General features: G+C 72.0%; 22 protein-coding genes and 1 pseudogene. 20 read left to right on the forward strand and 3 right to left on the reverse strand.

Annotated elements, in window-relative coordinates:
• Positions 1-4 precede the first annotated feature (4 nt).
• From HUV60_RS28790 to HUV60_RS28845, 12 genes are all read left to right on the forward strand, one after another.
• Positions 5-1,318: a dihydroorotase gene (locus HUV60_RS28790; protein ID WP_257851623.1), complete on the forward strand. Its 1,314-nt coding sequence runs from the start codon at positions 5-7 to the stop codon at positions 1,316-1,318.
• Entirely contained in the window at positions 1,315-1,896 is a 582-nt protein-coding gene (locus HUV60_RS28795; protein ID WP_257851622.1) for a PH-like domain-containing protein, read from the forward strand. The genes HUV60_RS28790 and HUV60_RS28795 overlap by 4 nt, the downstream gene beginning before the upstream one ends.
• On the forward strand, positions 1,893-3,047 hold the full coding sequence (carA, locus tag HUV60_RS28800) for a glutamine-hydrolyzing carbamoyl-phosphate synthase small subunit (RefSeq protein ID WP_257851621.1): 1,155 nt from the start codon (positions 1,893-1,895) through the stop codon (positions 3,045-3,047). The genes HUV60_RS28795 and carA overlap by 4 nt, the downstream gene beginning before the upstream one ends.
• Positions 3,040-6,348 (forward strand): carbamoyl-phosphate synthase large subunit, encoded by a 3,309-nt coding sequence (gene carB / locus HUV60_RS28805; RefSeq protein ID WP_257851619.1) that lies wholly within the window; start codon positions 3,040-3,042, stop codon positions 6,346-6,348. The genes carA and carB overlap by 8 nt, the downstream gene beginning before the upstream one ends.
• Positions 6,349-6,444: 96 nt before the next feature.
• Positions 6,445-7,551, forward strand: coding sequence for a quinone-dependent dihydroorotate dehydrogenase (locus tag HUV60_RS28810; RefSeq protein WP_257851617.1), 1,107 nt, complete (start codon positions 6,445-6,447; stop codon positions 7,549-7,551).
• A complete protein-coding gene (gene pyrF / locus HUV60_RS28815; RefSeq protein WP_257851615.1) occupies positions 7,548-8,396 on the forward strand; it encodes an orotidine-5'-phosphate decarboxylase in 849 nt (282 codons plus the stop codon). Before HUV60_RS28810 ends, pyrF begins: the two co-directional genes overlap by 4 nt.
• 257 nt (positions 8,397-8,653) lie before the next feature.
• Complete coding sequence (locus tag HUV60_RS28820) at positions 8,654-8,977, forward strand: integration host factor (protein ID WP_003977346.1); 324 nt, start codon at positions 8,654-8,656, stop codon at positions 8,975-8,977.
• A 37-nt stretch (positions 8,978-9,014) separates the two neighbouring features.
• Positions 9,015-9,608, forward strand: coding sequence for a guanylate kinase (gene gmk / locus HUV60_RS28825; RefSeq protein WP_257851573.1), 594 nt, complete (start codon positions 9,015-9,017; stop codon positions 9,606-9,608).
• 84 nt (positions 9,609-9,692) lie between these two features.
• Complete coding sequence (gene rpoZ / locus HUV60_RS28830) at positions 9,693-9,965, forward strand: DNA-directed RNA polymerase subunit omega (RefSeq protein WP_028814064.1); 273 nt, start codon at positions 9,693-9,695, stop codon at positions 9,963-9,965.
• Between the two features lie 157 nt (positions 9,966-10,122).
• Positions 10,123-11,325: a bifunctional phosphopantothenoylcysteine decarboxylase/phosphopantothenate--cysteine ligase CoaBC gene (coaBC, locus tag HUV60_RS28835; protein ID WP_257851572.1), complete on the forward strand. Its 1,203-nt coding sequence runs from the start codon at positions 10,123-10,125 to the stop codon at positions 11,323-11,325.
• Between the two features lie 248 nt (positions 11,326-11,573).
• Positions 11,574-12,782: a methionine adenosyltransferase gene (metK, locus tag HUV60_RS28840; RefSeq protein WP_257851571.1), complete on the forward strand. Its 1,209-nt coding sequence runs from the start codon at positions 11,574-11,576 to the stop codon at positions 12,780-12,782.
• Between the two features lie 148 nt (positions 12,783-12,930).
• Positions 12,931-15,087: a primosomal protein N' gene (locus HUV60_RS28845; RefSeq protein ID WP_257851570.1), complete on the forward strand. Its 2,157-nt coding sequence runs from the start codon at positions 12,931-12,933 to the stop codon at positions 15,085-15,087.
• A 279-nt stretch (positions 15,088-15,366) separates the two neighbouring features.
• On the opposite strand, the gene HUV60_RS28850 is transcribed toward HUV60_RS28845, so the two are convergent.
• Positions 15,367-15,915, reverse strand: coding sequence for a hypothetical protein (locus HUV60_RS28850; RefSeq protein ID WP_257851569.1), 549 nt, complete (start codon positions 15,913-15,915; stop codon positions 15,367-15,369).
• A gap of 418 nt (positions 15,916-16,333) precedes the next feature.
• Between HUV60_RS28850 and fmt the strand changes: the two genes are divergently transcribed.
• Positions 16,334-17,266, forward strand: a complete 933-nt coding sequence (gene fmt / locus HUV60_RS28855; protein ID WP_257851568.1) for a methionyl-tRNA formyltransferase — start codon at positions 16,334-16,336, stop codon at positions 17,264-17,266.
• A gap of 104 nt (positions 17,267-17,370) precedes the next feature.
• Positions 17,371-18,780, forward strand: coding sequence for an RsmB/NOP family class I SAM-dependent RNA methyltransferase (locus HUV60_RS28860; protein WP_257851566.1), 1,410 nt, complete (start codon positions 17,371-17,373; stop codon positions 18,778-18,780).
• Here the strand turns inward: HUV60_RS28860 and HUV60_RS28865 are convergent.
• Positions 18,761-19,874, reverse strand: a pseudogene (locus tag HUV60_RS28865) (MMPL family transporter). The gene HUV60_RS28860 and the pseudogene HUV60_RS28865 overlap by 20 nt on opposite strands.
• A gap of 151 nt (positions 19,875-20,025) precedes the next feature.
• Here HUV60_RS28865 and rpe point away from each other — a divergent pair.
• From rpe to HUV60_RS28895, 6 genes are all read left to right on the forward strand, one after another.
• On the forward strand, positions 20,026-20,712 hold the full coding sequence (gene rpe / locus HUV60_RS28870) for a ribulose-phosphate 3-epimerase (protein ID WP_257851565.1): 687 nt from the start codon (positions 20,026-20,028) through the stop codon (positions 20,710-20,712).
• Between the two features lie 79 nt (positions 20,713-20,791).
• Positions 20,792-21,838, forward strand: coding sequence for a sugar-binding transcriptional regulator (locus HUV60_RS28875; protein ID WP_257851564.1), 1,047 nt, complete (start codon positions 20,792-20,794; stop codon positions 21,836-21,838).
• Positions 21,839-21,918: 80 nt separating this feature from the next.
• Positions 21,919-22,275 (forward strand): ribonuclease domain-containing protein, encoded by a 357-nt coding sequence (locus HUV60_RS28880; RefSeq protein ID WP_257851563.1) that lies wholly within the window; start codon positions 21,919-21,921, stop codon positions 22,273-22,275.
• Between the two features lie 28 nt (positions 22,276-22,303).
• Entirely contained in the window at positions 22,304-22,504 is a 201-nt protein-coding gene (locus HUV60_RS28885) for a hypothetical protein (RefSeq protein WP_257851562.1), read from the forward strand.
• A 67-nt stretch (positions 22,505-22,571) separates the two neighbouring features.
• Positions 22,572-24,014, forward strand: a complete 1,443-nt coding sequence (locus HUV60_RS28890; RefSeq protein WP_257851796.1) for a GuaB1 family IMP dehydrogenase-related protein — start codon at positions 22,572-22,574, stop codon at positions 24,012-24,014.
• Between the two features lie 84 nt (positions 24,015-24,098).
• The gene (locus HUV60_RS28895) at positions 24,099-24,551 is read left to right on the forward strand and encodes an Lrp/AsnC family transcriptional regulator (protein WP_042174027.1); all 453 of its coding nucleotides are present in this window, start codon (positions 24,099-24,101) and stop codon (positions 24,549-24,551) included.
• Positions 24,552-24,888: 337 nt separating this feature from the next.
• Here HUV60_RS28895 and HUV60_RS28900 read toward each other — a convergent pair whose 3' ends face one another.
• Positions 24,889-26,223: an ISL3 family transposase gene (locus HUV60_RS28900; protein WP_257851561.1), complete on the reverse strand. Its 1,335-nt coding sequence runs from the start codon at positions 26,221-26,223 to the stop codon at positions 24,889-24,891.
• Between the last annotated feature and the right edge of the window lie 252 nt (positions 26,224-26,475).

Raw genomic sequence — 26,475 nt, forward strand, 5'->3', positions numbered from 1 at the left:
CACGATGAGCAAGACCCTGATCCGCGGTGCGAAGGTGCTCGGCGGCGATCCGCAGGACGTGCTGATCGACGGCGGGACCGTCGCGGCCGTCGGCACCGGACTGGGCGCCGAGGGTGCCGGCCGTGCCGGAAGCGCGCAGGAGGTGACCATCGTCGAGGCCCACGGCAAGGTGCTGCTGCCCGGCCTGGTCGACCTGCACACCCATCTGCGCGAGCCCGGCCGCGAGGACTCCGAGACCGTGCTGACCGGCACCCGCGCGGCGGCGAGCGGAGGGTACACCGCAGTGTTCGCCATGGCCAACACCTTCCCCGTCGCCGACACCGCCGGCGTCGTCGAGCAGGTCTGGCGGCTCGGCAAGGAGCACGGCTACTGCGACGTACGTCCCGTCGGCGCCGTCACCGTCGGCCTGGAGGGCAGCACGCTCGCCGAACTGGGCGCCATGCACGAGTCCGCGGCCGGCGTCACCGTCTTCTCCGACGACGGCAAGTGCGTCCACGACGCCGTGATCATGCGGCGCGCCCTGGAGTACGTGAAGGCCTTCGACGGGGTCGTCGCCCAGCACGCCCAGGAGCCCCGACTGACCGAGGGCGCCCAGATGAACGAGGGTGTCGTCTCCGCCGAGCTGGGCCTGGGCGGCTGGCCGGCCGTCGCCGAGGAGTCGATCATCGCCCGGGACGTACTGCTCGCCGAGCACGTCGGCTCCCGCGTCCACATCTGCCACCTGTCGACCGCGGGCAGCGTCGAGATCGTCCGCTGGGCCAAGTCCCGCGGCATCGACGTCACCGCCGAGGTCACCCCGCACCACCTGCTCCTCACCGACGATCTGGTGCGCTCGTACAACCCGGTCTACAAGGTCAACCCGCCGCTGCGCACCGAGCGGGACGTCCGCGCGCTGCGCGAGGCGCTCGCCGACGGCACCATCGACATCGTCGCCACCGACCACGCCCCGCATCCGCACGAGGACAAGGACTGCGAGTGGGCCGCCGCGGCCATGGGAATGGTAGGCCTGGAGACCGCGCTGTCGGTGGTCCAGGAGACCATGGTGGACACGGGTCTGCTGGACTGGGCCGGGGTCGCGGACCGGATGTCCTTCGCTCCCGCGCGCATCGGACGGGCCGAGGGCCACGGCCGGCCCGTCTCGGCAGGCGAGCCCGCCAACCTCACGCTCGTCGACACGGCATACCGTGGTTCCGTGAACCCCGCGGGCTTCGCCTCGCGCAGCCGCAACACCCCGTACGAGGGCCGCGAGCTGCCGGGCCGTGTCACCCACACCTGGCTCCGGGGCACGGCCACGCTCACCGACGGGAAACTCACGTGACACCTGTAATCCTGCTGGCCGCCGAGAAGGAATCGGCGGAAGTGACCGACTGGGCCGCCCGGATCGGCTGGGTGGTCGGACTCGCCCTCCTCGTCGCGCTCGTCTACTGGCTGATGCGCGAGGGCTGGAAGTGGCGCGGCACCCTCCAGGGCGACCTGCCCGAACTGCCCACGGCCCCGGCCGCTCCCGGCCCGGCGAAACTGAGCGCGAGCGGCCGCTACCACGGCTCCACCACCGCCGGTCAGTGGCTCGACCGCATCGTGGCGCACGGCCTGGGCACCCGTAGCCGCGCGGAGGTCACCCTCACCGACGCGGGCCTGGACGCCGTACGCCCCGGAGCCGGCGACCTCTTCGTCCCGGCCGACGCGCTGCGCGGGGCCCGGCTCGACAAAGGCATCGCCGGCAAGGTGCTCACCGAGGGCGGGCTGCTGGTCGTCACCTGGGCGCACGGCGAGCGGCTGATCGACTCCGGTTTCCGCCTCGACCGGGCGGCCGAGCACACCGCGTGGGTCGAGACCATCAACTCCATGAGCAAGACGATCTTCACAAACGTCACGACGGAAGGCGCCGAACGATGACAACCTCCACCCGGGGAACCACCTCTCGTGAGGAGGTGGTTCCCGCCGTACTCGTCCTGGAGGACGGCCGGATCTTCCGCGGCCGCGCCTACGGGGCGGTGGGGGAGACCTTCGGCGAAGCGGTGTTCTCCACCGCCATGACCGGCTACCAGGAGACCCTCACCGACCCGTCCTACCACCGCCAGGTCGTGGTCATGACCGCCCCGCACGTCGGCAACACCGGCGTCAACGACGAGGACCCCGAGTCCCGGCGGATCTGGGTCGCCGGCTACGTCGTGCGCGACCCCGCGCGCGTGCCGTCCAACTGGCGCTCCCGCCGCTCCCTGGACGAGGAACTCGCCGCCCAGGGCGTCGTCGGCATCAGCGGCATCGACACCCGCGCCCTCACCCGGCACCTGCGCGAGCGGGGCGCCATGCGCGTCGGCATCTTCAGCGGCGACGCCGTACGCGACGACGCCGCACTGCTGGCCGGGGTCCGGGAAGCGCCCGAGATGAAGGGCGCCGACCTCGCCGCCGAGGTCGCCACCACCGAGCCGTACGTCGTCCCCGCCGTCGGCGAGAAACGGTTCACCGTCGCCGCCATCGACCTCGGTATCAAGGGCATGACCCCGCACCGGATGGCCGAGCGCGGTATCGAGGTGCATGTCCTGCCCGCCACCGCGACCGCCGACGACGTCCACGCCGTGAACCCCGACGGCGTGTTCTTCTCCAACGGACCCGGTGACCCCGCCACCGCCGACCACCCCGTCTCCGTGATGCGGTCCGTCCTGGAGCGCGGCACCCCGCTGTTCGGGATCTGCTTCGGCAACCAGATCCTCGGCCGCGCCCTCGGCTTCGGCACCTACAAGCTGAAGTACGGCCACCGCGGCATCAACCAGCCGGTCCAGGACCGCACCACAGGCAAGGTCGAGGTCACCGCGCACAACCACGGCTTCGCCGTCGACGCCCCCCTCGACAAGGTCTCCGACACCCCGTTCGGCCGCGCCGAGGTGTCCCACGTCTGCCTCAACGACAACGTGGTGGAAGGGCTCCGGCTGCTCGACAAGCCGGCCTTCAGCGTCCAGTACCACCCGGAAGCGGCAGCGGGCCCGCACGACGCCGCCCACCTGTTCGACCGCTTCGTTTCCCTGATGGAGGGCCAGCGTGCCTAAGCGCACCGATATCCAGTCCGTCCTGGTCATCGGCTCCGGCCCGATCGTCATCGGCCAGGCCGCCGAGTTCGACTACTCCGGCACCCAGGCGTGCCGGGTGCTGAAGGCCGAGGGCCTGCGGGTCGTCCTGGTCAACTCCAACCCGGCGACGATCATGACCGACCCGGAGATCGCCGATGCCACCTACGTCGAGCCGATCACCCCCGAGTTCGTCGAGAAGATCATCGCCAAGGAGCAGCCGGACGCCCTGCTCCCCACCCTGGGCGGCCAGACGGCCCTGAACACCGCGATCTCGCTGGCCGAGAACGGGGTCCTGGACAAGTACGGCGTCGAGCTGATCGGCGCCAACGTGGAGGCCATCAACAAGGGCGAGGACCGCGACCTGTTCAAGGAGGTCGTGGAGGCCGTCCGCGGGAAGATCGGACACGGCGAGTCCGCCCGTTCGGTCATCTGTCACACCATGGACGAGGTCCTGGCCGGCGTCGACGAACTCGGCGGCTACCCGGTCGTGGTCCGTCCCTCCTTCACCATGGGCGGCGCCGGCTCCGGCTTCGCCCACGACGAGGACGAGCTGCGCCGCATCGCCGGACAGGGGCTCACCCTCTCACCGACCACCGAGGTGCTCCTCGAGGAGTCCATCCTCGGCTGGAAGGAGTACGAGCTGGAGCTGATGCGCGACAAGCACGACAACGTCGTGGTCGTCTGCTCCATCGAGAACTTCGACCCCATGGGCGTGCACACCGGCGACTCCATCACCGTCGCCCCCGCGATGACCCTGACCGACCGCGAGTACCAGATCCTGCGGGACATCGGCATCGCCGTCATCCGCGAGGTCGGCGTGGACACCGGCGGCTGCAACATCCAGTTCGCGGTGAACCCGGAGGACGGCCGGGTGATCGTCATCGAGATGAACCCGCGCGTGTCGCGCTCCTCGGCGCTGGCCTCCAAGGCGACCGGTTTCCCGATCGCCAAGATCGCCGCCAAGCTCGCCGTCGGCTACACCCTCGACGAGATCCCCAACGACATCACGAAGGAGACCCCGGCCTCCTTCGAACCGACCCTCGACTACGTGGTCGTCAAGGCACCGCGGTTCGCCTTCGAGAAGTTCCCGGGCGCCGACTCCACCCTCACCACCACGATGAAGTCGGTCGGCGAGGCCATGGCCATCGGCCGCAACTTCACCGAGGCGTTCCAGAAGGCGCTGCGCTCGCTGGAGAAGAAGGGCAGCCAGTTCGCCTTCGTCGGCGAGCCCGGCGGCAAGGCCGAACTGCTGGAGGAGGCCGCCCGCCCGACCGACGGCCGCATCAACGCCGCCATGCAGGCCATCCGCGCGGGCGCCACCCCCCAGGAGGTCTTCGACGCCACGAGGATCGACCCCTGGTTCGTCGACCAGCTCTTCCTCATCAAGGAGATCGCCGACGAGCTGTCCGAAGCACCCGAGCTGACCACCGGGCTGCTCGCCGAGGCCAAGCGGCACGGCTTCTCCGACCAGCAGGTCGGGGAGATCCGCGGCCTGCGTGAGGACGTCGTCCGCGAGGTCCGGCACGCCCTCGGCATCCGCCCGGTCTACAAGACCGTCGACACCTGCGCCGCCGAGTTCGCCGCGAACACGCCGTACTTCTACTCCTCCTACGACGAGGAGACCGAGGTCGCCCCGCGCGAGAAGCCCGCGGTGATCATCCTGGGCTCCGGCCCGAACCGCATCGGCCAGGGCATCGAGTTCGACTACTCCTGCGTCCACGCCTCCTTCGCGCTGAGCGGCGCCGGGTACGAGACCGTGATGGTCAACTGCAACCCGGAGACCGTCTCCACCGACTACGACACCTCCGACCGGCTGTACTTCGAGCCGCTCACCCTGGAGGACGTCCTGGAGATCGTCCACGCGGAGCAGCAGGCCGGACCGGTGGCGGGCGTGATCGTCCAGCTCGGCGGCCAGACCCCGCTGGGCCTGGCCCAGGCCCTCAAGGACAACGGCGTACCGGTCGTCGGCACGTCCCCCGAGGCCATCCACGCGGCCGAGGACCGGGGCGCCTTCGGCCAGGTTCTCAAGGAGGCCGGCCTGCCGGCCCCCAAGCACGGCACCGCCACCACCTTCACCGAGGCCAGGGCCATCGCCGACGAGATCGGCTACCCGGTCCTCGTCCGCCCGTCCTACGTGCTCGGCGGCCGCGGCATGGAGATCGTCTACGACGAGGCCCGCCTCGCGTCCTACATCGCCGAGTCGACCGAGATCAGCCCCTCCCGGCCGGTGCTGGTCGACCGGTTCCTCGACGACGCCATCGAGATCGACGTCGACGCGCTCTACGACGGCGAGGAGCTCTACCTGGGCGGTGTCATGGAGCACATCGAGGAGGCCGGCATCCACTCCGGTGACTCCGCGTGCGCCCTGCCCCCGATCACCCTGGGCGGCTTCGACATCAAGCGGCTGCGCGCCTCCACGGAGGCCATCGCCCGCGGCGTCGGGGTGCGCGGCCTGATCAACATCCAGTTCGCGCTGTCCGGCGACATCCTCTATGTCCTGGAGGCCAACCCGCGCGCCTCGCGCACCGTCCCCTTCACCTCGAAGGCGACCGCGGTGCCGCTGGCCAAGGCGGCCGCCCGGATCTCGCTCGGCGCGACCGTCGCCGGGCTCCGCGCGGAGGGCCTGCTCCCGGCCCGGGGCGACGGCGGCGACATCCCGCTCGACGCGCCGATCTCCGTCAAGGAGGCCGTGCTGCCCTGGTCGCGCTTCCGCGACATCCACGGCCGCGGCGTCGACACGGTCCTCGGCCCGGAGATGCGCTCCACCGGCGAGGTCATGGGCATCGACTCCGTCTTCGGCACCGCGTACGCCAAGTCGCAGGCGGGCGCCTACGGGCCGCTGCCCACCAGGGGCCGTGCCTTCATCTCCGTCGCCAACCGCGACAAGCGCTCGATGATCTTCCCCGCGCGTGAGCTCGTCGCCCACGGCTTCGAACTGTTCGCCACCTCCGGCACCGCCGAGGTCCTCAAGCGCAACGGCATCAACGCCACCGTGGTGCGCAAGCAGTCCGAGGGCACCGGACCGAACGGCGAGAAGACCATCGTCCAGCTGATCCACGACGGTGAGGTCGACCTCATCGTCAACACGCCGTACGGCACCGGCGGCCGGCTCGACGGCTACGACATCCGTACGGCCGCCGTGGCGCGCTCCGTGCCGTGCCTGACGACGGTCCAGGCGCTCGCCGCCGCGGTCCAGGGCATCGACGCCCTCAACCGCGGCGAGGTCGGCGTCCGCTCGCTCCAGGAACACGCGGAGCATCTGACAGCGGCCCGCGACTGACAGCCCCGAGGGGGACACCGGAAACGGTGTCCCCCTCTTCACGAGGCCCTTCAGGTTCGTCAGGCTCCTCACGGGGTCTTTCACGAGGACACAGGTATGTACAAGTACTTCTTCCGTCTGGTGTTCACACGGATGGATCCGGAGCGGGCCCATCACCTCGCCTTCCGCTGGATCCGTCTCGTCGCGCGCGTCCCCGGCCTGCGCACCTTCGTCGCCGCCGCACTCGCGCCCCGCCACAGGGAACTGCGCACCGAGGCCCTCGGGCTGCGTCTGCACAGCCCCTTCGGACTCGCCGCCGGCTTCGACAAGAACGCCGTCGGCGTCGACGGCATGGCGATGCTCGGCTTCGACCACGTCGAGATCGGCACGGTGACCGGCGAGCCGCAGCCCGGCAACCCGAAGAAGCGGCTGTTCCGGCTAATGGCGGACCGCGCACTGATCAACCGCATGGGCTTCAACAACGAGGGCTCGCTGGCCGTGGCCGCCCGTCTGGCCTCCCGCACGCCCGTCTTCAGGACGGTCGTCGGCGTCAACATCGGCAAGACCAAGGACGTGCCCGAGGCCGAGGCCGCCGCCGACTACGTGAAGTCCGCCGAGCGGCTGGCGCCGTACGCGGACTACCTGGTCGTCAACGTCTCCTCGCCGAACACCCCCGGCCTGCGGGACCTCCAGGCCGTCGACCGTCTGCGCCCGCTGCTCACCGCGGTCCGCGAGGCCGCCGACCGCGCCGTGCCCGCCCGCCGGGTGCCGCTGCTGGTGAAGATCGCCCCGGACCTCGCCGACGAGGACGTCGACGCGGTCGCCGACCTGGCGGTGGAGCTCGGTCTGGACGGGATCATCGCCACGAACACCACCATCGCGCGCGCGGGGCTCGGGCTGCGGTCCGGCCCCGCCGTCGTACAGGAGACCGGAGGCCTGTCCGGAGCGCCCCTGAAGGCACGCTCCCTCGAGGTGCTGCGCCGCCTGTACGCGCGCGTGGGGGACAGGATCACCCTGGTCGGTGTCGGCGGTGTCGAGAACGCCGAGGACGCCTGGCAGCGCATCCTGGCCGGCGCCACGCTGGTCCAGGGCTACAGTGCCTTCGTCTACGAGGGGCCCTTCTGGGCCCGCACTCTCCGCAAAGGGCTCGCCGGGCGCCTTCGCACCAGCCCGTACGCCACGCTCGCCGACGCGGTGGGCGCCGACGTGAGGACAACGGCATGAGCGGACGACCGGATTCCTTCGGCACACGGCTGCGACGGGCCATGGACACGCGCGGCCCGCTGTGCGTCGGCATCGACCCGCACGCCTCCCTGCTCGCGGAGTGGGGCCTGAACGACGACGTGGCCGGTCTGGAGCGGTTCAGCCACACGGTCGTCGAGGCGGTCGCGGACCGGGTCGCCGTGCTCAAGCCGCAGAGCGCGTTCTTCGAGCGCTTCGGCTCGCGCGGCGTCGCGGTGCTGGAGACGACGGTCGCTCAGGCGCGGGCGGCCGGCGCGCTGGTCGTCATGGACGCCAAGCGCGGCGACATCGGCTCCACCATGGCCGCCTACGCCGAGTCCTTCCTGCATCCGGACTCCCCGCTGTTCTCGGACGCGCTGACCGTGTCCCCGTACCTCGGCTACGGCTCGCTGAGCCCGGCGGTGGCGCTGGCCCGTGAGAGCGGCACGGGACTGTTCGTCCTGGCGCTGACCTCCAATCCGGAGGGTGGCGAGGTGCAGCACGCGGTACGGGCCGACGGGCGCAGCGTGGGCGCGACCATGCTCGGACACCTGGCCGCAGAGAACGCGGGGGAGGTCCCCCTGGGGTCCTTCGGCGCGGTCGTCGGCGCGACGCTCGGCGACCTGTCCTCGTACGACCTGGACATCAACGGTCCGCTGCTCGCGCCCGGCATCGGCGCGCAGGGGGCCACGGCGGCGGATCTCCCGGCGGTCTTCGGCCCGGTGGTGCGCAACGTCGTGCCGAACGTCAGCCGGGGAGTGTTGCGCCACGGTGCCGACGTGGTCGCGCTGCGTGACGCCGCGGAGCGGTTCGCGGAGGAGATCGCGACGGCCGTGGCGGCGGTCTGAGCCTCCGACGAGGGACGCAGGAGACCGCCGGGATCCCGGTACGACAAAAAAACCGGGTCATTATGCCCGTAAATGTCTGCCATCATGGAGGCTGACCAGGACTTTTCCGCCGTTCTCGCTGACTCTGGCGGACTTGGCCGCTAGTCTCCGACGGAGAGTGAACGGGCAAGCGTGTTGCTCGTGGCTCCCCTGGTGTGGGGCGACTAGGTTCCTCACCGGTCCGTATCCGACAGTTCGACATCCGAGGTGACGTAGGCGTGGCTCTTCCGCCCCTTACCCCTGAACAGCGCGCAGCCGCGCTCGAAAAGGCCGCCGCGGCTCGCCGGGAGCGGGCCGAGGTCAAGAATCGACTCAAGCACTCCGGCGCCTCCTTGCACGAGGTCATCAAGCAGGGGCAGGAGAACGACGTCATCGGCAAGATGAAGGTCTCCGCCCTGCTCGAGTCCCTGCCGGGCGTGGGCAAGGTCCGCGCCAAGCAGATCATGGAGCGACTGGGTATCTCCGAGAGCCGCCGTGTGCGCGGTCTCGGCTCGAACCAGATCGCCTCCCTGGAGCGCGAGTTCGGCAGCACCGGCTCCTGAGTCCCGGGCCCACCGGGAATACTGGAATAATCGCCGCATGGCTGCAACACCCCGGGGGACGACCCCCGTACCCCCGGACGTACGTCCGCGGCTGACCGTGCTCTCCGGCCCCTCGGGGGTCGGCAAGAGCACGGTCGTCGCGTATATGCGCAAGGCGCACCCCGAGGTCTGGCTCTCGGTGTCGGCGACGACCCGCAAGCCGCGTCCCGGTGAACAGGACGGGGTCCACTACTTCTTCGTCACCGACGACGAGATGGACAAGCTGATCGCCAACGGTGAACTGCTGGAGTGGGCCGAGTTCGCCGGCAACCGCTACGGCACACCGCGCGCGGCGGTGCTCGAGCACCTGGAGTCGGGCCTGCCCGTCCTCCTGGAGATCGACCTCCAGGGTGCCCGCCAGGTCCGCGAGTCCATGACCGAGGCCCAGCTGGTCTTCCTGGCTCCTCCCTCCTGGGAGGAGCTGGTGCGCCGGCTCACCGGCAGGGGCACCGAGTCGCCCGAGGTGGTCGAGCGTCGGCTGGGGGCCGCGAAGATCGAGCTGGCGGCCGAGCCGGAGTTCGACACGACCCTGGTCAACACCTCCGTCGAGGACGTGGCCCGCGAGCTGCTAGCCTTGATGGACGTCGTGTGATCGTCGGCGTTTCCTCAACGGTCATTCAACGGTCATTCAACGGTCATGCAGACCGATTCTTTCCCCTCCATCGGAAGGTAGAGCGTGTCCTCTTCCATCTCCACGCCCGAGGGCATCATCAACCCGCCGATCGACGAGCTTCTCGAGGCCACGGACTCGAAGTACAGCCTCGTGATCTACGCGGCCAAGCGGGCTCGCCAGATCAACGCGTACTACTCGCAGCTCGGCGAGGGTCTCCTCGAGTACGTCGGCCCCCTCGTCGACACCCACGTCCATGAGAAGCCGCTCTCGATCGCCCTGCGCGAGATCAACGCGGGACTGCTGACCTCCGAGGCCATCGAGGGCCCCGCCCAGTAGTCGCAGTTCGGTACGTCGTAGTGCAGTGAGTCGCATGTCCGAAAGTCGTACCAGCGGTTTTCGGCCGACTTTTCTACAGGCCCGGCAGCATGTCTGCCGGGCCTGTGGTGTGGTGGGGCGCGGAGCCGTTCTGTTCCAGGAAGAGACGGAGAGAGACGTGGGCAAGCCGAAGGTCGTTCTGGGCGTCAGCGGCGGCATCGCCGCGTACAAGGCCTGTGAGCTGCTCAGGAGACTGACGGAGTCGGGACACGACGTCCGCGTCGTCCCCACCGCCTCCGCGCTGCACTTCGTCGGCGCCGCCACCTGGTCCGCGCTCTCCGGCCACCCCGTCTCGACCGAGGTGTGGGACGACGTCCACGAGGTGCCGCACGTCCGCATCGGGCAGCACGCCGACCTGGTCGTCGTCGCCCCGGCCACCGCGGACACGCTGGCGAAGGCGGCGCATGGCCTGGCCGACGACCTCCTCACCAACACCCTGCTCACCGCCCGCTGTCCCGTGGTCTTCGCCCCCGCCATGCACACCGAGATGTGGGAGCACCCGGCCACACAGGAGAATGCGGCCACCTTGCGCCGGCGCGGAGCCGTCGTCGTCGAACCGGCGGTGGGCCGGCTCACCGGCGCCGACAGCGGCAAGGGCAGGCTGCCCGAACCGGACGAGATCTTCGAGGTCTGCCGCCGGGTGCTGGCCCGGGGCGTCGGCGAGCCCGACCTCGGAGGCCGGCACGTCGTGGTCAGCGCCGGCGGCACCCGGGAGCCCCTCGACCCCGTCCGCTTCCTGGGCAACCGCTCCTCCGGCAAGCAGGGCTACGCGCTCGCCCGGACCGCCGCGGCGCGGGGCGCACGGGTCACCCTGATCGCCGCCAACGCCGGACTGCCCGACCCGGCGGGTGTGGACGTCGTCCCCGTCGAGACCGCCGTACAACTGCGCGAGGAAGTACTCCGGGCCGCCGCCGACGCCGACGCGGTGGTCATGGCCGCAGCGGTCGCCGACTTCCGCCCCGCGGCGTACGCGGCCGGGAAGATCAAGAAGCAGGACGGCCGGGAGCCCGAGCCCGTCGCCCTGGTGCGCACCCCGGACATCCTCGCGGAGATCTCCGCCGACCGGGCCCGCCCCGGACAGGTGGTCGTCGGCTTCGCCGCGGAGACGGACGACGTGCTCGCCAACGGACGCGCCAAGCTGAAGCGCAAGGGCTGCGATCTGCTCGTGGTCAACGAGGTGGGCGAGCGCAAGACCTTCGGTTCCGAGGAGAACGAGGCCGTGGTGCTGGACGCCGACGGCAGCGAGACGCCCGTGGCGCACGGCCCCAAGGAAGCCCTGGCCGACACGGTCTGGGACCTGGTGGCAGGGCGCCTCGGCTGAGGGATCCGGGGGCGAATTTCGGCAGCTCGAGGATCCTGGAACCTTGCCGCCGGGGCGTGGCGCCTCTGGCCAACACGCCTCGGCATGGGCAGAATGCCCGTGCCGCAGGTCACGGGGCTTCCCGAGAGGCGAGACAGGAGGACCCGTGGCGAGGCGCGACCGATAAACTGTTCCACGGACGGTGTGCGGTGCAGCCCCTGCCGTCCGCCAATGATCAGCCAGCAGCCGCTGCAACCCCAGGGAGCGTTGTGTCCCGTCGTCTCTTCACCTCGGAGTCCGTGACCGAGGGTCACCCCGACAAGATCGCTGACCAGATCAGCGACACCATCCTCGACGCGCTGCTCCGCGAGGACCCGAACTCCCGCGTCGCCGTCGAGACCCTGATCACCACCGGCATGGTGCACGTGGCCGGCGAGGTCACGACCAAGGCCTACGCACCGATCCCGCAGCTGGTGCGGGACAAGATCCTGGAGATCGGCTACGACTCCTCGAAGAAGGGCTTCGACGGCGCCTCCTGCGGCGTGTCGGTGTCCATCGGCGCCCAGTCCCCGGACATCGCCCAGGGCGTCGACACCGCGTACGAGAACCGGGTCGAGGGCGACGAGGACGAACTGGACCGGCAGGGCGCCGGTGACCAGGGCCTGATGTTCGGTTACGCATCGGACGAGACACCGACGTTGATGCCGCTGCCGGTCTTCCTCGCGCACCGCCTGTCCAAGCGCCTGTCCGAGGTGCGCAAGAACGGCACCATCCCCTACCTGCGCCCGGACGGGAAGACCCAGATCACCATCGAGTACGACGGCGACAAGGCCGTCCGCCTCGACACCGTGGTGGTCTCCTCGCAGCACGCCTCCGACATCGACCTCGAGTCCCTGCTCGCCCCCGACATCCGCGAGTTCGTCGTGGAGCCGGAGCTGAAGGCGCTGCTGGACGAGGGCATCAAGCTGGACACCGAGAAGTACCGTCTGCTGGTCAATCCCACCGGCCGCTTCGAGATCGGCGGCCCGATGGGCGACGCGGGCCTCACCGGCCGCAAGATCATCATCGACACGTACGGCGGCATGGCCCGGCACGGCGGCGGCGCCTTCTCGGGCAAGGACCCGTCCAAGGTGGACCGCTCGGCGGCGTACGCGATGCGCTGGGTCGCCAAGAACGTGGTCGCGGCCGGTCTGGCCGCCCGCTGCGAGGTCCAGGTGGCGTACGCCATCGGCAAGGCCGAGCCGGTCGGTCTGTTCGTGGAGACCTTCGGCACTGCCAAGGTCGACACCGAGCTGATCGAGCGGGCGATCGACGAGGTGTTCGACCTCCGTCCGGCCGCCATCATCCGTGACCTGGATCTGCTCCGGCCGATCTACTCCCAGACCGCCGCCTACGGCCACTTCGGCCGTGAGCTGCCCGACTTCACCTGGGAGCGCACCAACCGCGTGGACGCGCTGCGCAAGGCGGCGGGGCTGTAGTCCGCGCCCCGGCTCCTTCGCCGAGGCCCGGCACCCCTTCAGGGGTGCCGGGCCTCGGCGTGGGCGGGGCACCCCCGGCCGGGGCGGGCGTACCGCTCGAGGCGACAGCGGCCGTCGTGTGTCAGTGCCGTTTGGTAAGAATGCAGGCGTGAGCAGCGAGAACGGCGGGAGCAAAGAGGCGGACGGCGGTGCGCGGGGCGCGCCGCCCGAGCAGCTCGCGCTCATCCGGGAGACCGTGCGCAAGGCCGGCACACCCCGGGCCAAGCCGCGGACCTGGCGAGGCACCGCGCTCGCCGGACACCTGCCGGTGGCGCGTGTCCTCGTCGACAAGGGCGTCCTGCACCTCGACCGGTACTTCGACTACGCCGTGCCCGAGGAACTCGACGCCGACGCGCAGCCGGGCGTCCGGGTGCGGGTGCGTTTCGGGGCCGGCCGGCACCGGGTGCGCGAGGGACGCCGCGAAGGCGGCGGGCTCATCGACGGGTTCCTGGTCGAGCGGCTCGCCGAGTCCGACTACGCGGGTCCGCTGGCCGCCCTCGCCCAGGTGGTCTCACCCGAGCCGGTCCTGAGCGGGGAACTGCTGGGGCTGGCCCGCGCGGTCGCCGACCGGTACGCGGGCAGTCTCGCCGACGTGCTCCAGCTCGCCGTACCGCCGCGCAGCGCCCGCGCCGAGCGGCGGCCCTCGCCCGACCCGGCGCCACCGCCCCCGGCCCCCGAGCCGGGCTCCTGGGCCCGGTACGAGCAGGGGCCCGGCTTCCTCCGGGAGCTGTCCGCCGGCGGGGCTCCGCGCGCCGTGTGGAACGCGCTGCCCGGACCGCTCTGGAGCGAGGAACTGGCCCGCGCGGTCGCCGCGACCCTGGCCTCCGGCCGAGGCGCCCTCGTCGTCCTGCCGGACGGACGGAGCGTCGCCCGCGTCGACGCCGCGCTCACCGGACTCCTGGGCAAGGGACGGCACGCGGTGCTGACCGCCGAGGCCGGGCCCGAGAAGCGGTACGCGCAGTGGCTGGCCGTGCGCCGCGGGTCCGTGCGCGCCGTGATCGGCACCCGGGCGGCGATGTTCGCACCCGTCCGGGACCTCGGGCTGGTCGCGCTCTGGGACGACGGCGACGACAGCCACGGCGAGCAGCACGCCCCGCAGCCCCACGCGCGCGAGGTGCTGCTGTTGCGGGCGGCACAGGACAAGTGCGGTTTCCTGCTGGGAAGCTGGAGCTGCACGGTGGAGGCCGCCCAACTGGTGGAGACAGGCTGGGCCGGGCCCCTGGTCGCCGGCCGGGACCGGGTACGGGCCGCCGCCCCGCTGGTGCGGACCGTCGGGGACGGGGATCTCGCGCGGGACGAGGCAGCCCGCGCCGCCCGGCTGCCGTCGCTTGCCTGGCAGGCCGTCAAGGAAGGGCTGCGGCACGGGCCGGTGCTCGTGCAGGTGCCCCGGCGCGGCTACGTCCCGCGGATGGCGTGCGCCAACTGCCGTGCCCCGGCGCGGTGCAGGCACTGCGCGGGGCCGATGGAAGCACCCGGCGCCGACGATCTGCGGTGCGGCTGGTGCGGGCGCGAGGAGAGCGGCTGGCACTGCCCGGAGTGCGGCGGGTTCCGGCTGCGGGCCCAGGTGGTGGGGGCGCGCCGGACCGCCGAGGAACTGGGCCGGGCCTTCCCCGCCGTACCGGTGCGCACCTCCGGGCGCGAGCAGGTGCTGGACACGGTTCCCGAGGCGCCCGCGCTGGTGGTGAGCACGCCGGGGGCCGAGCCGGTCGCCGAGGGCGGGTACGCGGCAGCGCTGCTGCTGGACGGCTGGGCCATGCTGAGCCGGCCCGACCTGCGGGCGGGGGAGGACGCGTTGCGCCGCTGGATCGCCGCGGCGGCGCTGGTACGTCCGCAGACGGAGGGCGGCACGGTCGTGGTGGTCGCCGAGCCGACCCTGAGGCCCGTGCAGGCGCTGGTGCGGTGGGACCCCGCAGGCCACGCGGTACGGGAGCTGGGGGAGCGGGCCGAACTGGGATTCCCGCCGGTCTCCCGGATGGCGGCCGTGTCGGGGCCCGCGGAGGCTGTCGCCGGGTTCCTCCGCGCGGCCGAACTCCCCGGGGAGGCGGAGGTACTGGGGCCCGTCCCGCTGCCCGTCACGCCCACTGGCCGCCCGCGGCGACCCGGCGGCCCGCCGCCCGGGGGCCACTGGGAGCGGGCCCTGATCCGCGTACCCCGGGGCAGGGGGGCCGCGCTGACCGCCGCCCTGAAGTCCGCCCAGGCGGCCCGCATGGCCCGCGGCGGTGACGAACCGGTGTGGGTACGGATCGACCCGCCCGACATCGGCTGAGGAACACGGGCCGGGCGACGCGGAGCGGTGGTCGTGGCCGGGGGAGCGGGCGAGCGGGGAACTCCTCGACGGTGCCGCATACGGATCGCGCCCTCGGGCGGGGGAGGGGAGGGGGGGGGGAGGCACAAGTGCCGACGTGGGGCGCGGCGTTGCCCGCCGCGCGTACGCCGACGCCCGTTTAGGCCCGCCTGGCACGACGGCGACAGGACAGGCCGGTTGCGGAGTCCGGCCCTCCAAAGCGGTGGTCGTGTCCGGAAGGGCCTGGAGCGGGTGGTGCGGTCAGCCGTTGCGCGGGCCCGGGAAGGCGGTGGGGCACGGGTCGTCGCGCAGGGACGAGACGCCCGCCGCCGGCCGCGTCGGCATGGAACGGCCGGCGGGGAGCGTGGGCGCCCCGGAGACCCCGGCGCCCACGTCGACCGTGCGCGTCCCCGACGGCTCGGCGGTGTGCTCCGGCTCCATGGCCTGGTTCTGGGCGGCTGCGGCACGGCGGGCGCCGTAACGGCGGTGGACCGCCTGCTTGGTGACGCCGAGCGCGGAGCCCACCGCGTCCCACGAGAAACCCAGCGAGCGGTCGAAGTCCACGGCCGCGGTGACCAGCGTCTCGACGCTGTCCCGCAGTTCCTGGGCGAGACGGACCGTCGGGGCGGGGGCGCGTCCGTAGACGACGAAGCCCGTGGAGGGGCCGGAGCGGCGCGGGCGGTAGACGTTGCCGAGCTGGGCGGTGAGCGTGCGCAGTGCGTCCACCTGCCGGCGGACCCGCTCGATGTCCCGCACCAGCAAGTGCAGGCTGGCGCGAGCCTGGGCGTCGTGGGTTGCGTGGTCGGCCATGAACAAGCCTCTCGAACCGGCGTTGAAAGGAACGGGCCGCGTCGGAGCGGCCCGGTGTGGTCAACTCTTTCTTGACCAACGCGGATTCGCTCAGTGGGTCACGGGGTGGGGGCGCGGTGGCATATGCGTACGCCCCCGCGCGGGAGCGTACGCATCGGTCTCGTCCGACGCGTCGTCCTTCCCTCCCTGACCTTCCGTGGGAATCCCGGCCTTCAGGCCGGGCGGGAAACGCGTCCTGATGTCCGGAGCCGCGAAGCGGTGTAGTACGCTGCGTGCCCGCTTCGGCAGCGGTCAGGGCTTGGCCGTCATGAGACCCCTCAGGGTCGAGAGTGAGAAGCCTCCTCGTTCACGAGGGGGAGGAGCCACAGACTGGTGCGCTGCCCGCATCCGTCCCCGCCCGAGAGGCCCGAACCACCCCATGAAGCTCGTCTTCGCCGGTACCCCCGAGGTCGCCGTTCCCGCTCTGGACGCTCTTCTCGCCTCGGAGCGGCACGAGGTGGCCGCCGTCGTCACCCGGCCCGACGCACCCGCCGGGCGGGGCCGCAGGCTGGTCGCCTCCCCGGTCGCCGAGCGGGCGCAGGAGGCCGGGATCGAGGTGCTCAGGCCGGTGAAGCCGCGAGACCCGGAGTTCATCGAGCGGCTGCGTGAGATCGCCCCCGACTGCTGTCCCGTCGTCGCCTACGGCGCCCTGCTGCCCCGGGCCGCCCTCGAGATCCCGGACCGGGGCTGGGTCAACCTGCACTTCTCGCTGCTGCCCGCCTGGCGCGGGGCGGCGCCCGTGCAGTACGCCGTCATGGCGGGCGACGAGATCACCGGCGCGTCCACCTTCCTCATCGAGGAAGGGCTCGACTCGGGGCCGGTCTACGGCACCGTCACCGAGGAGATCCGCCCCACGGACACCAGCGGCGACCTGCTCACGCGGCTCGCCTTCGCCGGCGCCGGACTGCTCGCCGCGACCATGGACGGCATCGAGGACGGCACCCTGAAGGCCGTACCGCAGCCCGCCGACGGGATCACCCTCGCCCCGAAGGTCTCCGTGGAGGACGCCCGCGTCGACTGGAGTGCCCCGGCCCTGCGCGTCGACCGCATCGTGCGCGGCTGCACGCCCGCGCCCGGTGCCTGGACCACTTTCCGGGGTGAGCGGCTCAAGCTCGTCCAGGTCACGCCCGCCCCCGGCCGTACGGATCTCGCACCCGGACGGCTGGCCACGGGCAAGAACAACGTGTACGTCGGCACCGGCTCGCACGCCATGGAACTGCTGTGGGTGCAGGCCCAGGGCAAGAAGCCGATGCGCGCGGCCGACTGGGCCCGCGGAGTACGGATCGGGACCGAGGAGACCGTAGGCGGCTGACGTCGCCGCCCCCAGGCCCGGTGCCCTGCGTCGCACGACCCCGCACCGTCCTGACGGCGTACGCTGGAGCGCGCACTTCGTCCCACACCCGGAGCACCTTTTTCGTGAGTGACCAGCCCCGTCGTCCCCGCAAGCCCTACCGCCGGCCCAAGAAGGACCCCGTCCGTTTCCTCGCCTTCGAGGCCCTGCGGGCCGTGGACGAGCGGGAGGCCTACGCCAACCTCGTTCTGCCGCCCCTGCTGCGCAAGGCGCGCCAGGGCGGTGACTTCGACGCCAGGGACGCGGCGCTCGCCACCGAGCTGGTCTACGGCACGCTGCGCCGGCAGGGGACGTACGACGCGGTCGTCGCCGCCTGTGTCGACCGGCCGCTGCGTGAGGTGGACCCGCCCGTCCTCGACGTGCTCAGCCTCGGCGCGCACCAGCTGCTCGGGACCCGGATCCCGACCCATGCCGCCGTGTCCGCCTCCGTCGAGCTCGCGCGCGTGGTGCTCGGCGACGGGCGGGCCAAGTTCGTCAACGCAGTCCTGCGCAAGGTCGCGCAGCACGACCTCGACGGCTGGCTCGAGCGGGTCGCGCCGCCGTACGACGAGGACCCCGAGGACCATCTCGCCGTGGTGCACTCGCACCCGCGCTGGGTCGTCTCCGCGCTGTGGGACTCCCTCGGCGGTGGTCGGGCCGGCATCGAGGAACTGCTGCGGGCCGACAACGAGCGGCCCGAGGTGACGCTCGTGGCCCGCCCCGGCCGGGCCACCACCGGGGAACTGCTGGCCGAGGAGGCAGCCCTGCCGGGCCGCTGGTCGCCGTACGCGGTACGGCTGAGCGAGGGCGGCGAGCCGGGTGCGATCCCGGCCGTGGCGGACGGCAGGGCCGGCGTGCAGGACGAGGGAAGCCAGCTCGTCGCGCTCGCCCTGGCCAACGCCCCGCTGGACGGGCCCGACCGGATGTGGCTGGACGGTTGTGCCGGCCCCGGCGGCAAGGCCGCGCTGCTCGCCGCGCTCGCCGCCGAGCGCGGCGCCGTCCTGCTGGCCTCCGAGAAGCAGCCGCACCGGGCCGGACTGGTCGCGAAGGCGCTGGCCGGGAGCCCCGGCCCCTACCAGGTCGTTGCCGCCGACGGGACCCGGCCGCCGTGGCGGCCCGGCACCTTCGACCGGGTGCTGGTCGACGTGCCGTGCACCGGCCTCGGCGCCCTGCGCCGGCGCCCCGAGGCGCGCTGGCGGCGCCGGCCGGGCGACCTGGAGGGCTTCGCCCCGCTGCAGCGCGAGCTGCTGCGCACCGCCCTGGAGTCCGTACGGGTCGGCGGTGTCGTCGGCTACGCCACCTGCTCGCCGCACCTGGCCGAGACCCGGGCCGTGGTCGCCGACCTCCTCAAGCAGTTCCCGGACGCCGAACTCCTCGACGCCCGGCCGCTGCTGCCCGGCGTCCCGGAACTGGGCGAGGGCCCCGACGTCCAGCTGTGGCCGCATGTGCACGGGACCGACGGCATGTATCTGGCGCTCATCCGCCGGACCGGCTGACGCCCGCCTCCTCCGGCTCGCGCACCGTGCCGACGCCGTCCTCGCGAGCGAGCCGGTGGGGCCACCACACCTCGGGGCCCACGTCCAGGAACAGGGACGTGGCCAGAACCGACCGCACGGCGAAGGTGTCCAGCAGCACGCCGAGGGCGACCGCGAAGCCGACCTCGGCGAAGGCGACCATGGGCAGGGTGCCGAGCGCGGCGCAGGTGCCCGCGAGGACCAGGCCCGCCGAGGTGATGACGGCGCCCGTGTGGCGAGTCCGGTGACCACGCCCCGCCGGGTGCCGCTCAGGCGCGCCTCCTCGCGGATCCGGGTGCTCAGGAAGACGTTGTAGTCGATGCCCGGGGCCACCAGGAAGACGAACACGAACAGCGGGAGGTCCGTCGACTCGCCCGCGTGGTCGAACACGTACCGGAAGGCCAGGGCGCTGCCTGCGCGGTGAACAGGGCACAGATCACCGACAGCAGCGGGACCAGCAGGAGCGTGGGACCGCGACAGGCGAGCGGCAGCATCACGACGACCACGCCCATCGCGGCGAACAGCAGCGTCAAGTCGATGCCCTCGAACGCCTCGGCGAAGTCCGCCGAGGTGCCGCCCGGCCCCGTGGTGTGCACGGCGAGCCCGCCGTCGCTCCCGCCGACCTCGTCCCGTACCGAGTCGACGGCGGGCACGATCCGCTGCCAGCCCTGCTCGTCCGTCGTGACCGGTACGAGGATCTGCGCCGCCCGCGGACCGGTCTCGCGGTCGTAGACCGGGCCCCGGGCCTCGGCGCCCCGGATGCCGTGGTCGGACAACCGCCTCGGCTGCGCCGCGCCCTCGGCGATCCGCTCCCGGTCGGCGGCCGTCAGACCGCTCGCGCGCGCAGACCACGATCGCGGGGTCTGCTCGGGTCTGAAGTCCTCGGAGATCTCCAGGACCTGGGTGGACTCCGCGGACCCCGGCAGCCAGGACGCCGCATCGTGGTCCTGGGCGTCGGTCAGCTTCTGCGCGAGGGGCGCCGCCAGGAACAGCACCACCAGCCACAGTGCCAGGACCAGCCACTTGGCGCGGCGCCCGCAGACCGAATACCCGATGCCGCGCCTGCCGCGCGGCAGGCGTCCGGGCCGTTCCCTGCCTCAGGTGCGCCGCGGGTCGCGCTCACGGCCACCTCCGGAGCCGGCCGGCCCGCGGCGCGGAAGACCGGTACGCCCGTATCCGTCCCCGGCCGGTGGCACCGACCGCCGGAGGGCATGGCAGGCTTGGTGCATGGCCGCGCAGATCAACCCCAGTATTCTCTCCGCCGACTTCGCCCGCCTCGCGGACGAGGCGCAGGCGGTCGAGGGAGCCGACTGGCTTCACGTCGACGTCATGGACAACCATTTCGTCCCGAACCTCACACTCGGTGTGCCGGTCGTGGAGTCGCTCGCCCGCGCGACGGACATTCCACTGGACTGCCACCTGATGATCGAGGCCCCCGATCGCTGGGCGCCCCAGTACGTCGAGGCGGGGGCCGGTTCCGTCACCTTCCACGTCGAGGCGGCCGCGGCACCCGTGCGGCTGGCCCGGGAGATCAGGGCCAAGGGGGCCAGGGCCTCCATGGCCCTGCGGCCCGCGACGCCGATCGAGCCGTACGAGGACCTCCTCCCCGAGCTCGACATGCTGCTGATCATGACGGTCGAACCGGGTTTCGGGGGCCAGGCCTTCCTCGACGTCATGCTTCCGAAGATTCGCCGCACCCGCGAGTTGATCAGCAAGCACGGTCTGGACCTCTGGCTCCAGGTCGACGGCGGTGTTTCGGCGTCCACCATCGAGCAGTGCGCCGACGCCGGGGCCGATGTCTTCGTCGCGGGATCCGCCGTGTACGGGGCACAGGACCCGGCCGAGGCGGTACGTGCACTGCGCACGCAGGCAGAGGCCGTCACGGCCAAGGCATCCTGGGCGTGCGGCCACTGAGTCACGAGAACATGAACGGCTCCCCAGCAGGGCTGATCGACCGCGCCGGATCTGCAAGGATGAACGGCGAATCCAGAATGTGAACAGCAGTGAGGAGATCGCCGTGTCGGGTATGTCGGCGGCGGGCCGTTCAGCCATGCGGATGGGACCCGCTGAGCTGGTGCAGGCGGCGGCCATGGCCCGCCGCTTCTACCTAGAGGGCAAGTCCAAGATCCAGATCGCCGAGGAGTTCGGCGTCAGCCGCTTCAAGGTGGCACGGGTCCTGGAGACCGCCCTCGAACGGGATCTCGTACGCATCGAGATCCGCGTGCCGGCCGAGCTGGATGCGGAGCGCTCCGACGCGCTGCGCGCCCGCTACGGCCTCAGGCACGCCGTCGTGGTGGAGTCCCCGACCGAGGCCGCGGAGACACCCGACCCCGAGAACCTGGGAGAGGTGGCCGCCGACCTGCTCGGCGAACTGGTCAACGAAGGAGATGTGCTGGGCCTGGCCTGGGGCCGGTCCACCATCCACATGGCTGCGGCCCTGGACCGGCTGGCGCCCTGCACGGTCGTGCAGCTGACGGGCGTGTACGACGCCGGGACCGCCGAGCGCGGCTCGGTGGAGGCCGTACGGCGGGCCGCGCAGGTGTCGGGCGGCGACGCCCACCCCATCTACGCGCCGATGCTGCTCCCTGACGCGGCGACCGCCGAGGCGCTGCGCCACCAGACCGGTATCGCACGGGCCTTCGAGTACTTCGACAAGGTGACGGTCGCCTGCGTCTCCATCGGCTCCTGGGAGCCGGGCATCTCGGCGGTGCACGACATGCTCTCGGACGAGGAACGGGAACACTACGCCTCCCTGGGCGTCGCCGCCGAGATGTCCGCGCACCTCTTCGACGCCGACGGGCGCAGGGTCGGCCGGGACCTGGGGGAGCGCTGCATCACGGTGAAGACCCACCAGCTCCGCAAGGTCCCCGAGGTCGTCGCGATCGCCGGCGGGCAGCGCAAGGGCCCCGCGATCGACGCGGTGCTGAGCTCCGGCCTGGTCACCAGCCTGGTGACGGACACCTCCGCCGCCGACTACCTGATGGCGGCGGGGCCCGCGCCCAGGCCCGCCCTCAACCGGTCGGACCCGGACGGCTCCTGACCGCGCGAGGGACGAGGGCGGGCGTGGCAGCATCGCCGCACGGTACTGCGGCTCCTCCCTGGTCTCCCGGCCTGCCTCCCGTGCTGCCCCGGCGCGCCCGCCCCTCGGGGGCCGCCCGCCCACCGGCGCGGGACGAGGCGGCCCCCGCCCGGGCCGACGGCATGGCCACCTTCCAGGAGCCCGACCTTCCTGGGCAGGCGCGGCGCACGCCGGACCTCATCGCCACGGGCGGCCCCTTCCCGCACGACCAGGACGGCCCCGTTTCCGGCAGCTTCGAAGGGCTGCCGCCCCAGCGGGAACACGACTGCCGTCACGAGTACGCGGCGGGGACACCGGGCTCGCCCGGCCACGGGGCGTGGCGCGTCGTCACCGGGCGCGACGGCGGGACGTACTGCACCGACGACCCCCACGCACCGTTCAGGGCGGTACCGGAATGACGCACGAACCGGCGGACCGGCCCGTCGTGTGAACGCGGACCGCCGGTCGTCGGTGGCCGGCCTGCGCGACCACGTCTGGGAGGAGACCGCGCGGGAGGTGTTCGCCGAGGCGGTGCGGCGGGCCCCGTCGCCCACCGTGGCGCTCACGCTCGGAGACTCCTCCGAGCCGGGCGCCCCCTGCCTGGACGATCGCACCGGCACGGGCGGTCCAGCCGTCATGGGACAATGAAGTACGTGCTCTTCCCCCTGGCTGACCTGTCCGGGGGCCACCTCTGATCGACTGGGATGTGCAGCACGTGCGTTTCCTCAACGACATCCAGCCCGCGTACGACCTGACGTACGACGACGTCTTCATGGTGCCGAACCGTTCCGCCGTCGGCTCGCGTCAGGACGTGGACCTCGGCTCCCCGGACGGTACGGGCACCACCATCCCGCTCGTCGTCGCCAACATGACGGCCATCGCCGGCCGCCGCATGGCCGAGACGGTGGCCCGCCGCGGCGGGCTCGTGGTCATCCCGCAGGACATCCCGATCGAGGTCGTGACCGAGGTCGTCGCCTGGGTCAAGAGCCGCCACCTGGTCCTCGACACCCCGATCGTGCTGGCCCCGCACCAGACCGTCGCCGACGCGCTCGCCCTGCTGCCCAAGCGCGCGCACAACGCGGGCGTCGTCGTCGACGACGGGCACCGCCCGGTCGGCGTGGTCACCGACGCCGACCTGACCGGTGTGGACCGCTTCACACAGCTCAGCGAGGTCATGTCCCGCGACCTGCTGCTCGTCGACGCCGACATGGACCCACGTGAGGCCTTCAACACCCTCGACGGCGCCAACCGGCGCTACGCCCCCGCCGTGGACAAGGACGGCCGCCTCGCCGGCATCCTCACCCGCAAGGGCGCCCTGCGCGCCACCCTGTACACGCCGGCCACCGACGACCGAGGGCGGCTGCGCATCGCCGCGGCCGTCGGCATCAACGGCGACGTCGCGGGCAAGGCCCGGCAGCTGCTGGACGCGGGCGTCGACACGCTCGTCATCGACACGGCGCACGGGCACCAGGAGTCGATGGTCAGCGCCCTCAAGCTGGTCCGCGACCTCGGCCCACAGGTTCCGGTCGCCGCGGGCAACGTGGTCTCCGCCGCCGGCGTCCGCGACCTGATCGAGGCCGGGGCCGACATCGTCAAGGTCGGCGTCGGCCCCGGCGCCATGTGCACCACCCGCATGATGACCGGCGTCGGCCGGCCGCAGTTCTCCGCGGTTCTGGAGTGCGCGGCGGAGGCGAGGAGGCACGGCAAGCACGTGTGGGCCGACGGCGGCGTCCGTCACCCGCGCGACGTGGCCATGGCGCTCGCGGCCGGCGCGTCCAACGTGATGATCGGCTCCTGGTTCGCCGGGACCTTCGAGTCCCCGGGCGACCTCCAGCACGACGCGAACGGCCGCCCCTACAAGGAGTCCTTCGGCATGGCCTCTGCGCGCGCCGTACGCAACCGCACCTCGGAGGAGTCGGCGTACGACCGGGCGCGCAAGGCGCTGTTCGAGGAGGGCATCTCCACCTCCCGCATGTTCCTCGACCCGGCCCAGCCCGGTGTCGAGGACCTGATCGACTCGGTCATCGCGGGCGTCCGCTCCTCCTGCACCTACGCGGGTGCGGGCTCCCTGGAGGAGTTCGCGCGGAAGGCCGTCGTCGGCATCCAGAGCGCCGCCGGATACGCCGAGGGCAAGCCGCTGCACGCCAGCTGGACCTGACCGGGCCCCGGCCGTCGGCCGCCCGGCTCCCCGGGCGGCCCTCCCCTCCCAGAAGCCTTCGAGAAGCGAAGTGAACCGCCCACCGTGCTGAACGATCTCGACGAACGCATCGTGCACGCCCTCGCCGAGGACGCCCGACGCTCCTACGCGGACATCGGCAAGCTCGTCGGCCTGTCCGCGCCCGCCGTCAAGCGGCGTGTGGACAGGCTGCGCGCCACCGGCGCCATCACCGGCTTCACCGTACGGGTGGACCCCGCCGCCCTCGGCTGGGAGACCGAGGGTTTCGTCGAGATCCACTGCCGCGGCAACACCTCCCCGGAGACCATCCAGCGGGGCCTGGAGCGCTATCAGGAGGTCGTGTCCGCCTCCACCGTCACCGGGGAGGCGGACGCGGTCGCCCAGGTCTTCGCCGCCGACATGCGGCACTTCGAAAGGGTCCTGGAACGGATCGCGGGGGAGCCCTTCGTCGAGCGCACCAAATCCGTGCTGGTGCTGTCCCCGCTGCTGCGACGATTCTCGTCAGGGCCGCCCGCCTGACCGCCGAACCGGCTACCATCGGTGTCATGATCTGGCGACATTGATCCACAGGTAACGCCTCCCGAGGGCCACCCCGGATGCCGTACGTCCTCCACGTCCGGTGTCCGAACCGCCCTTACAGGAAGGCCTCATGACCTTCACGCCCACGCGTGCGCACGACCCCCGCGTCCGACGGCTGACGACCACGCTGTACTGAGGGGCCTCGCGTTTTCCGGACAGTGAGCTGACCGTCTATTTCACGCAGCTATGTGCAACTCCGTGTATTCGGCGTGGACTTCTCGCGGCGGGCGGTAACCAACAGCCGAGTGGAGGCGCTTGTGATTGTGGGTCTTCGAAGTTAGTCGGGGACCCCCTCGCGGCGGGCTCGTCTCGTGGTCGCGCAGAGTGACCGTAGGCGTTGGTTGGCGCGGTTGCGATAGCCGAAGGCGCATCGCGCGTCGAGCTTGATGACGCGGTTGTTGCCCTCGCTGGCGGCGTTCGTGATCCCGGTCAGGACGTATGCCTTGATGCCGTTCCACCACTGATCGACGGTTTCGGCGAGGGTGACGAGTTCGGGCAGGTGGGCGTGGTCGGCGACGTGGGCGTTGAAGCGGTGGCGGGCTGCGGAGATCGCGGAGCGGTCGGGGGTGACGTGGGTGCGGTGGACGGCCAGGCCGAGGAGGTCACGCAGGAGTTCCTTGGCCTGCCAGGCCGCGTAGATCTGACGGCCGTAGGTGCCCATGTACTCCAACTCGACCTTGAGCAGGGCGAGTTGTTCTCCGGTGAGGTCTTCCTTGTTGCGGCGCAGGAGTTTGCGGACGGTGTAGACGCTGTCTCCCTTGCGGGCCCGGCGGCCGTGCTGTTTCCAGGTGAGGCGTCGGCGCAGGTCGGCGAGGTGGCGCTGGGCGAGTTGCACGATGTGGAAGCAGTCGATGACGACGGTGGCGTGGGGCAGGGCGCGGTGGATTGCGGCGCGGAAGGTGGCGCACAGGTCGATGGCGACGTAGCGCACGTGTTCGCGCCAGGCGGCGGGCTGGGCGCTGAGCCAGTCGGCGACCGAGTCCGCGTTGCGGCCCTCGACCTGGCCGAACAGGCCGCGTCCGCCGATCGCGTCGACGAAGCCGATGTGCCAGGCATCCGCGACCAGCTCCCACTTCTCCGTGTCCGGGTTCTGCTTCCATACCGGCTTGCCCCGCCTCGTCTCGTCGATCCCGATCGCCTCGGTCGTCGGCAGTGCGGCGGGCAGGTGGCGCTCGGCGTAGGTGCGGGTGGCGCGCATGACGACCGGCCAGGACGGCCCCAGGTCGCGGCCGGTCTGCACCACGGTGCGTCCGCCGTCGGCCACGGCCTGCCCGCACGCGGTCCGCAGCCGCTCGGTGAGCCGCATCCGTGCGGGTATCTGGGGAATCTGTTCGGTGAACGAGCCCCGCTCACAGGCATCTTCACGACACTGCCAGCGCCGTTTGTGCCAGCGGATCCGTACCGCGCCACCGCCATGGGCGAGGTCACGAGGCCGCGTCACGGCCCGTTCCTTGACCCGGGTGGCGAAGGTCCCGCACGCCGGGCAGGCCCGCGCCGCCGGGTCCGTGGTCACCAGACGCACCGTACGTATCCCGTCCTCGTCGCGGACGACCTCGGCCACCGCGACCCCCTCCAGATCGAACAGCGCCGTCGCGCCGGTATCGTGGCCCATGCCGCCCGTGTCTGTTTGAAGATCGGCTGTCTAGACACCAGTCATGATCCACAAGCAGCGCGGGCGGTCTGCGTTCACCCCTCACGCACCCACGACGGTCACTCTCGGCAACCGGCGGTACAGGTCACGGGCGGCCCTCCCCGACTAAATTCGAAGACCCGAAATAGACGGTCAGCTCACTGTCCGGAAAACGCGAGGCCCCTCACCCTCGGCGGACGGCGGACGGCGGACGTGAGGTGCGGGACTGGCTCG

It is taken from the genome of Streptomyces sp. KMM 9044, assembly GCF_024701375.2.
Classification (GTDB): Bacteria; Actinomycetota; Actinomycetes; order Streptomycetales; family Streptomycetaceae; genus Streptomyces.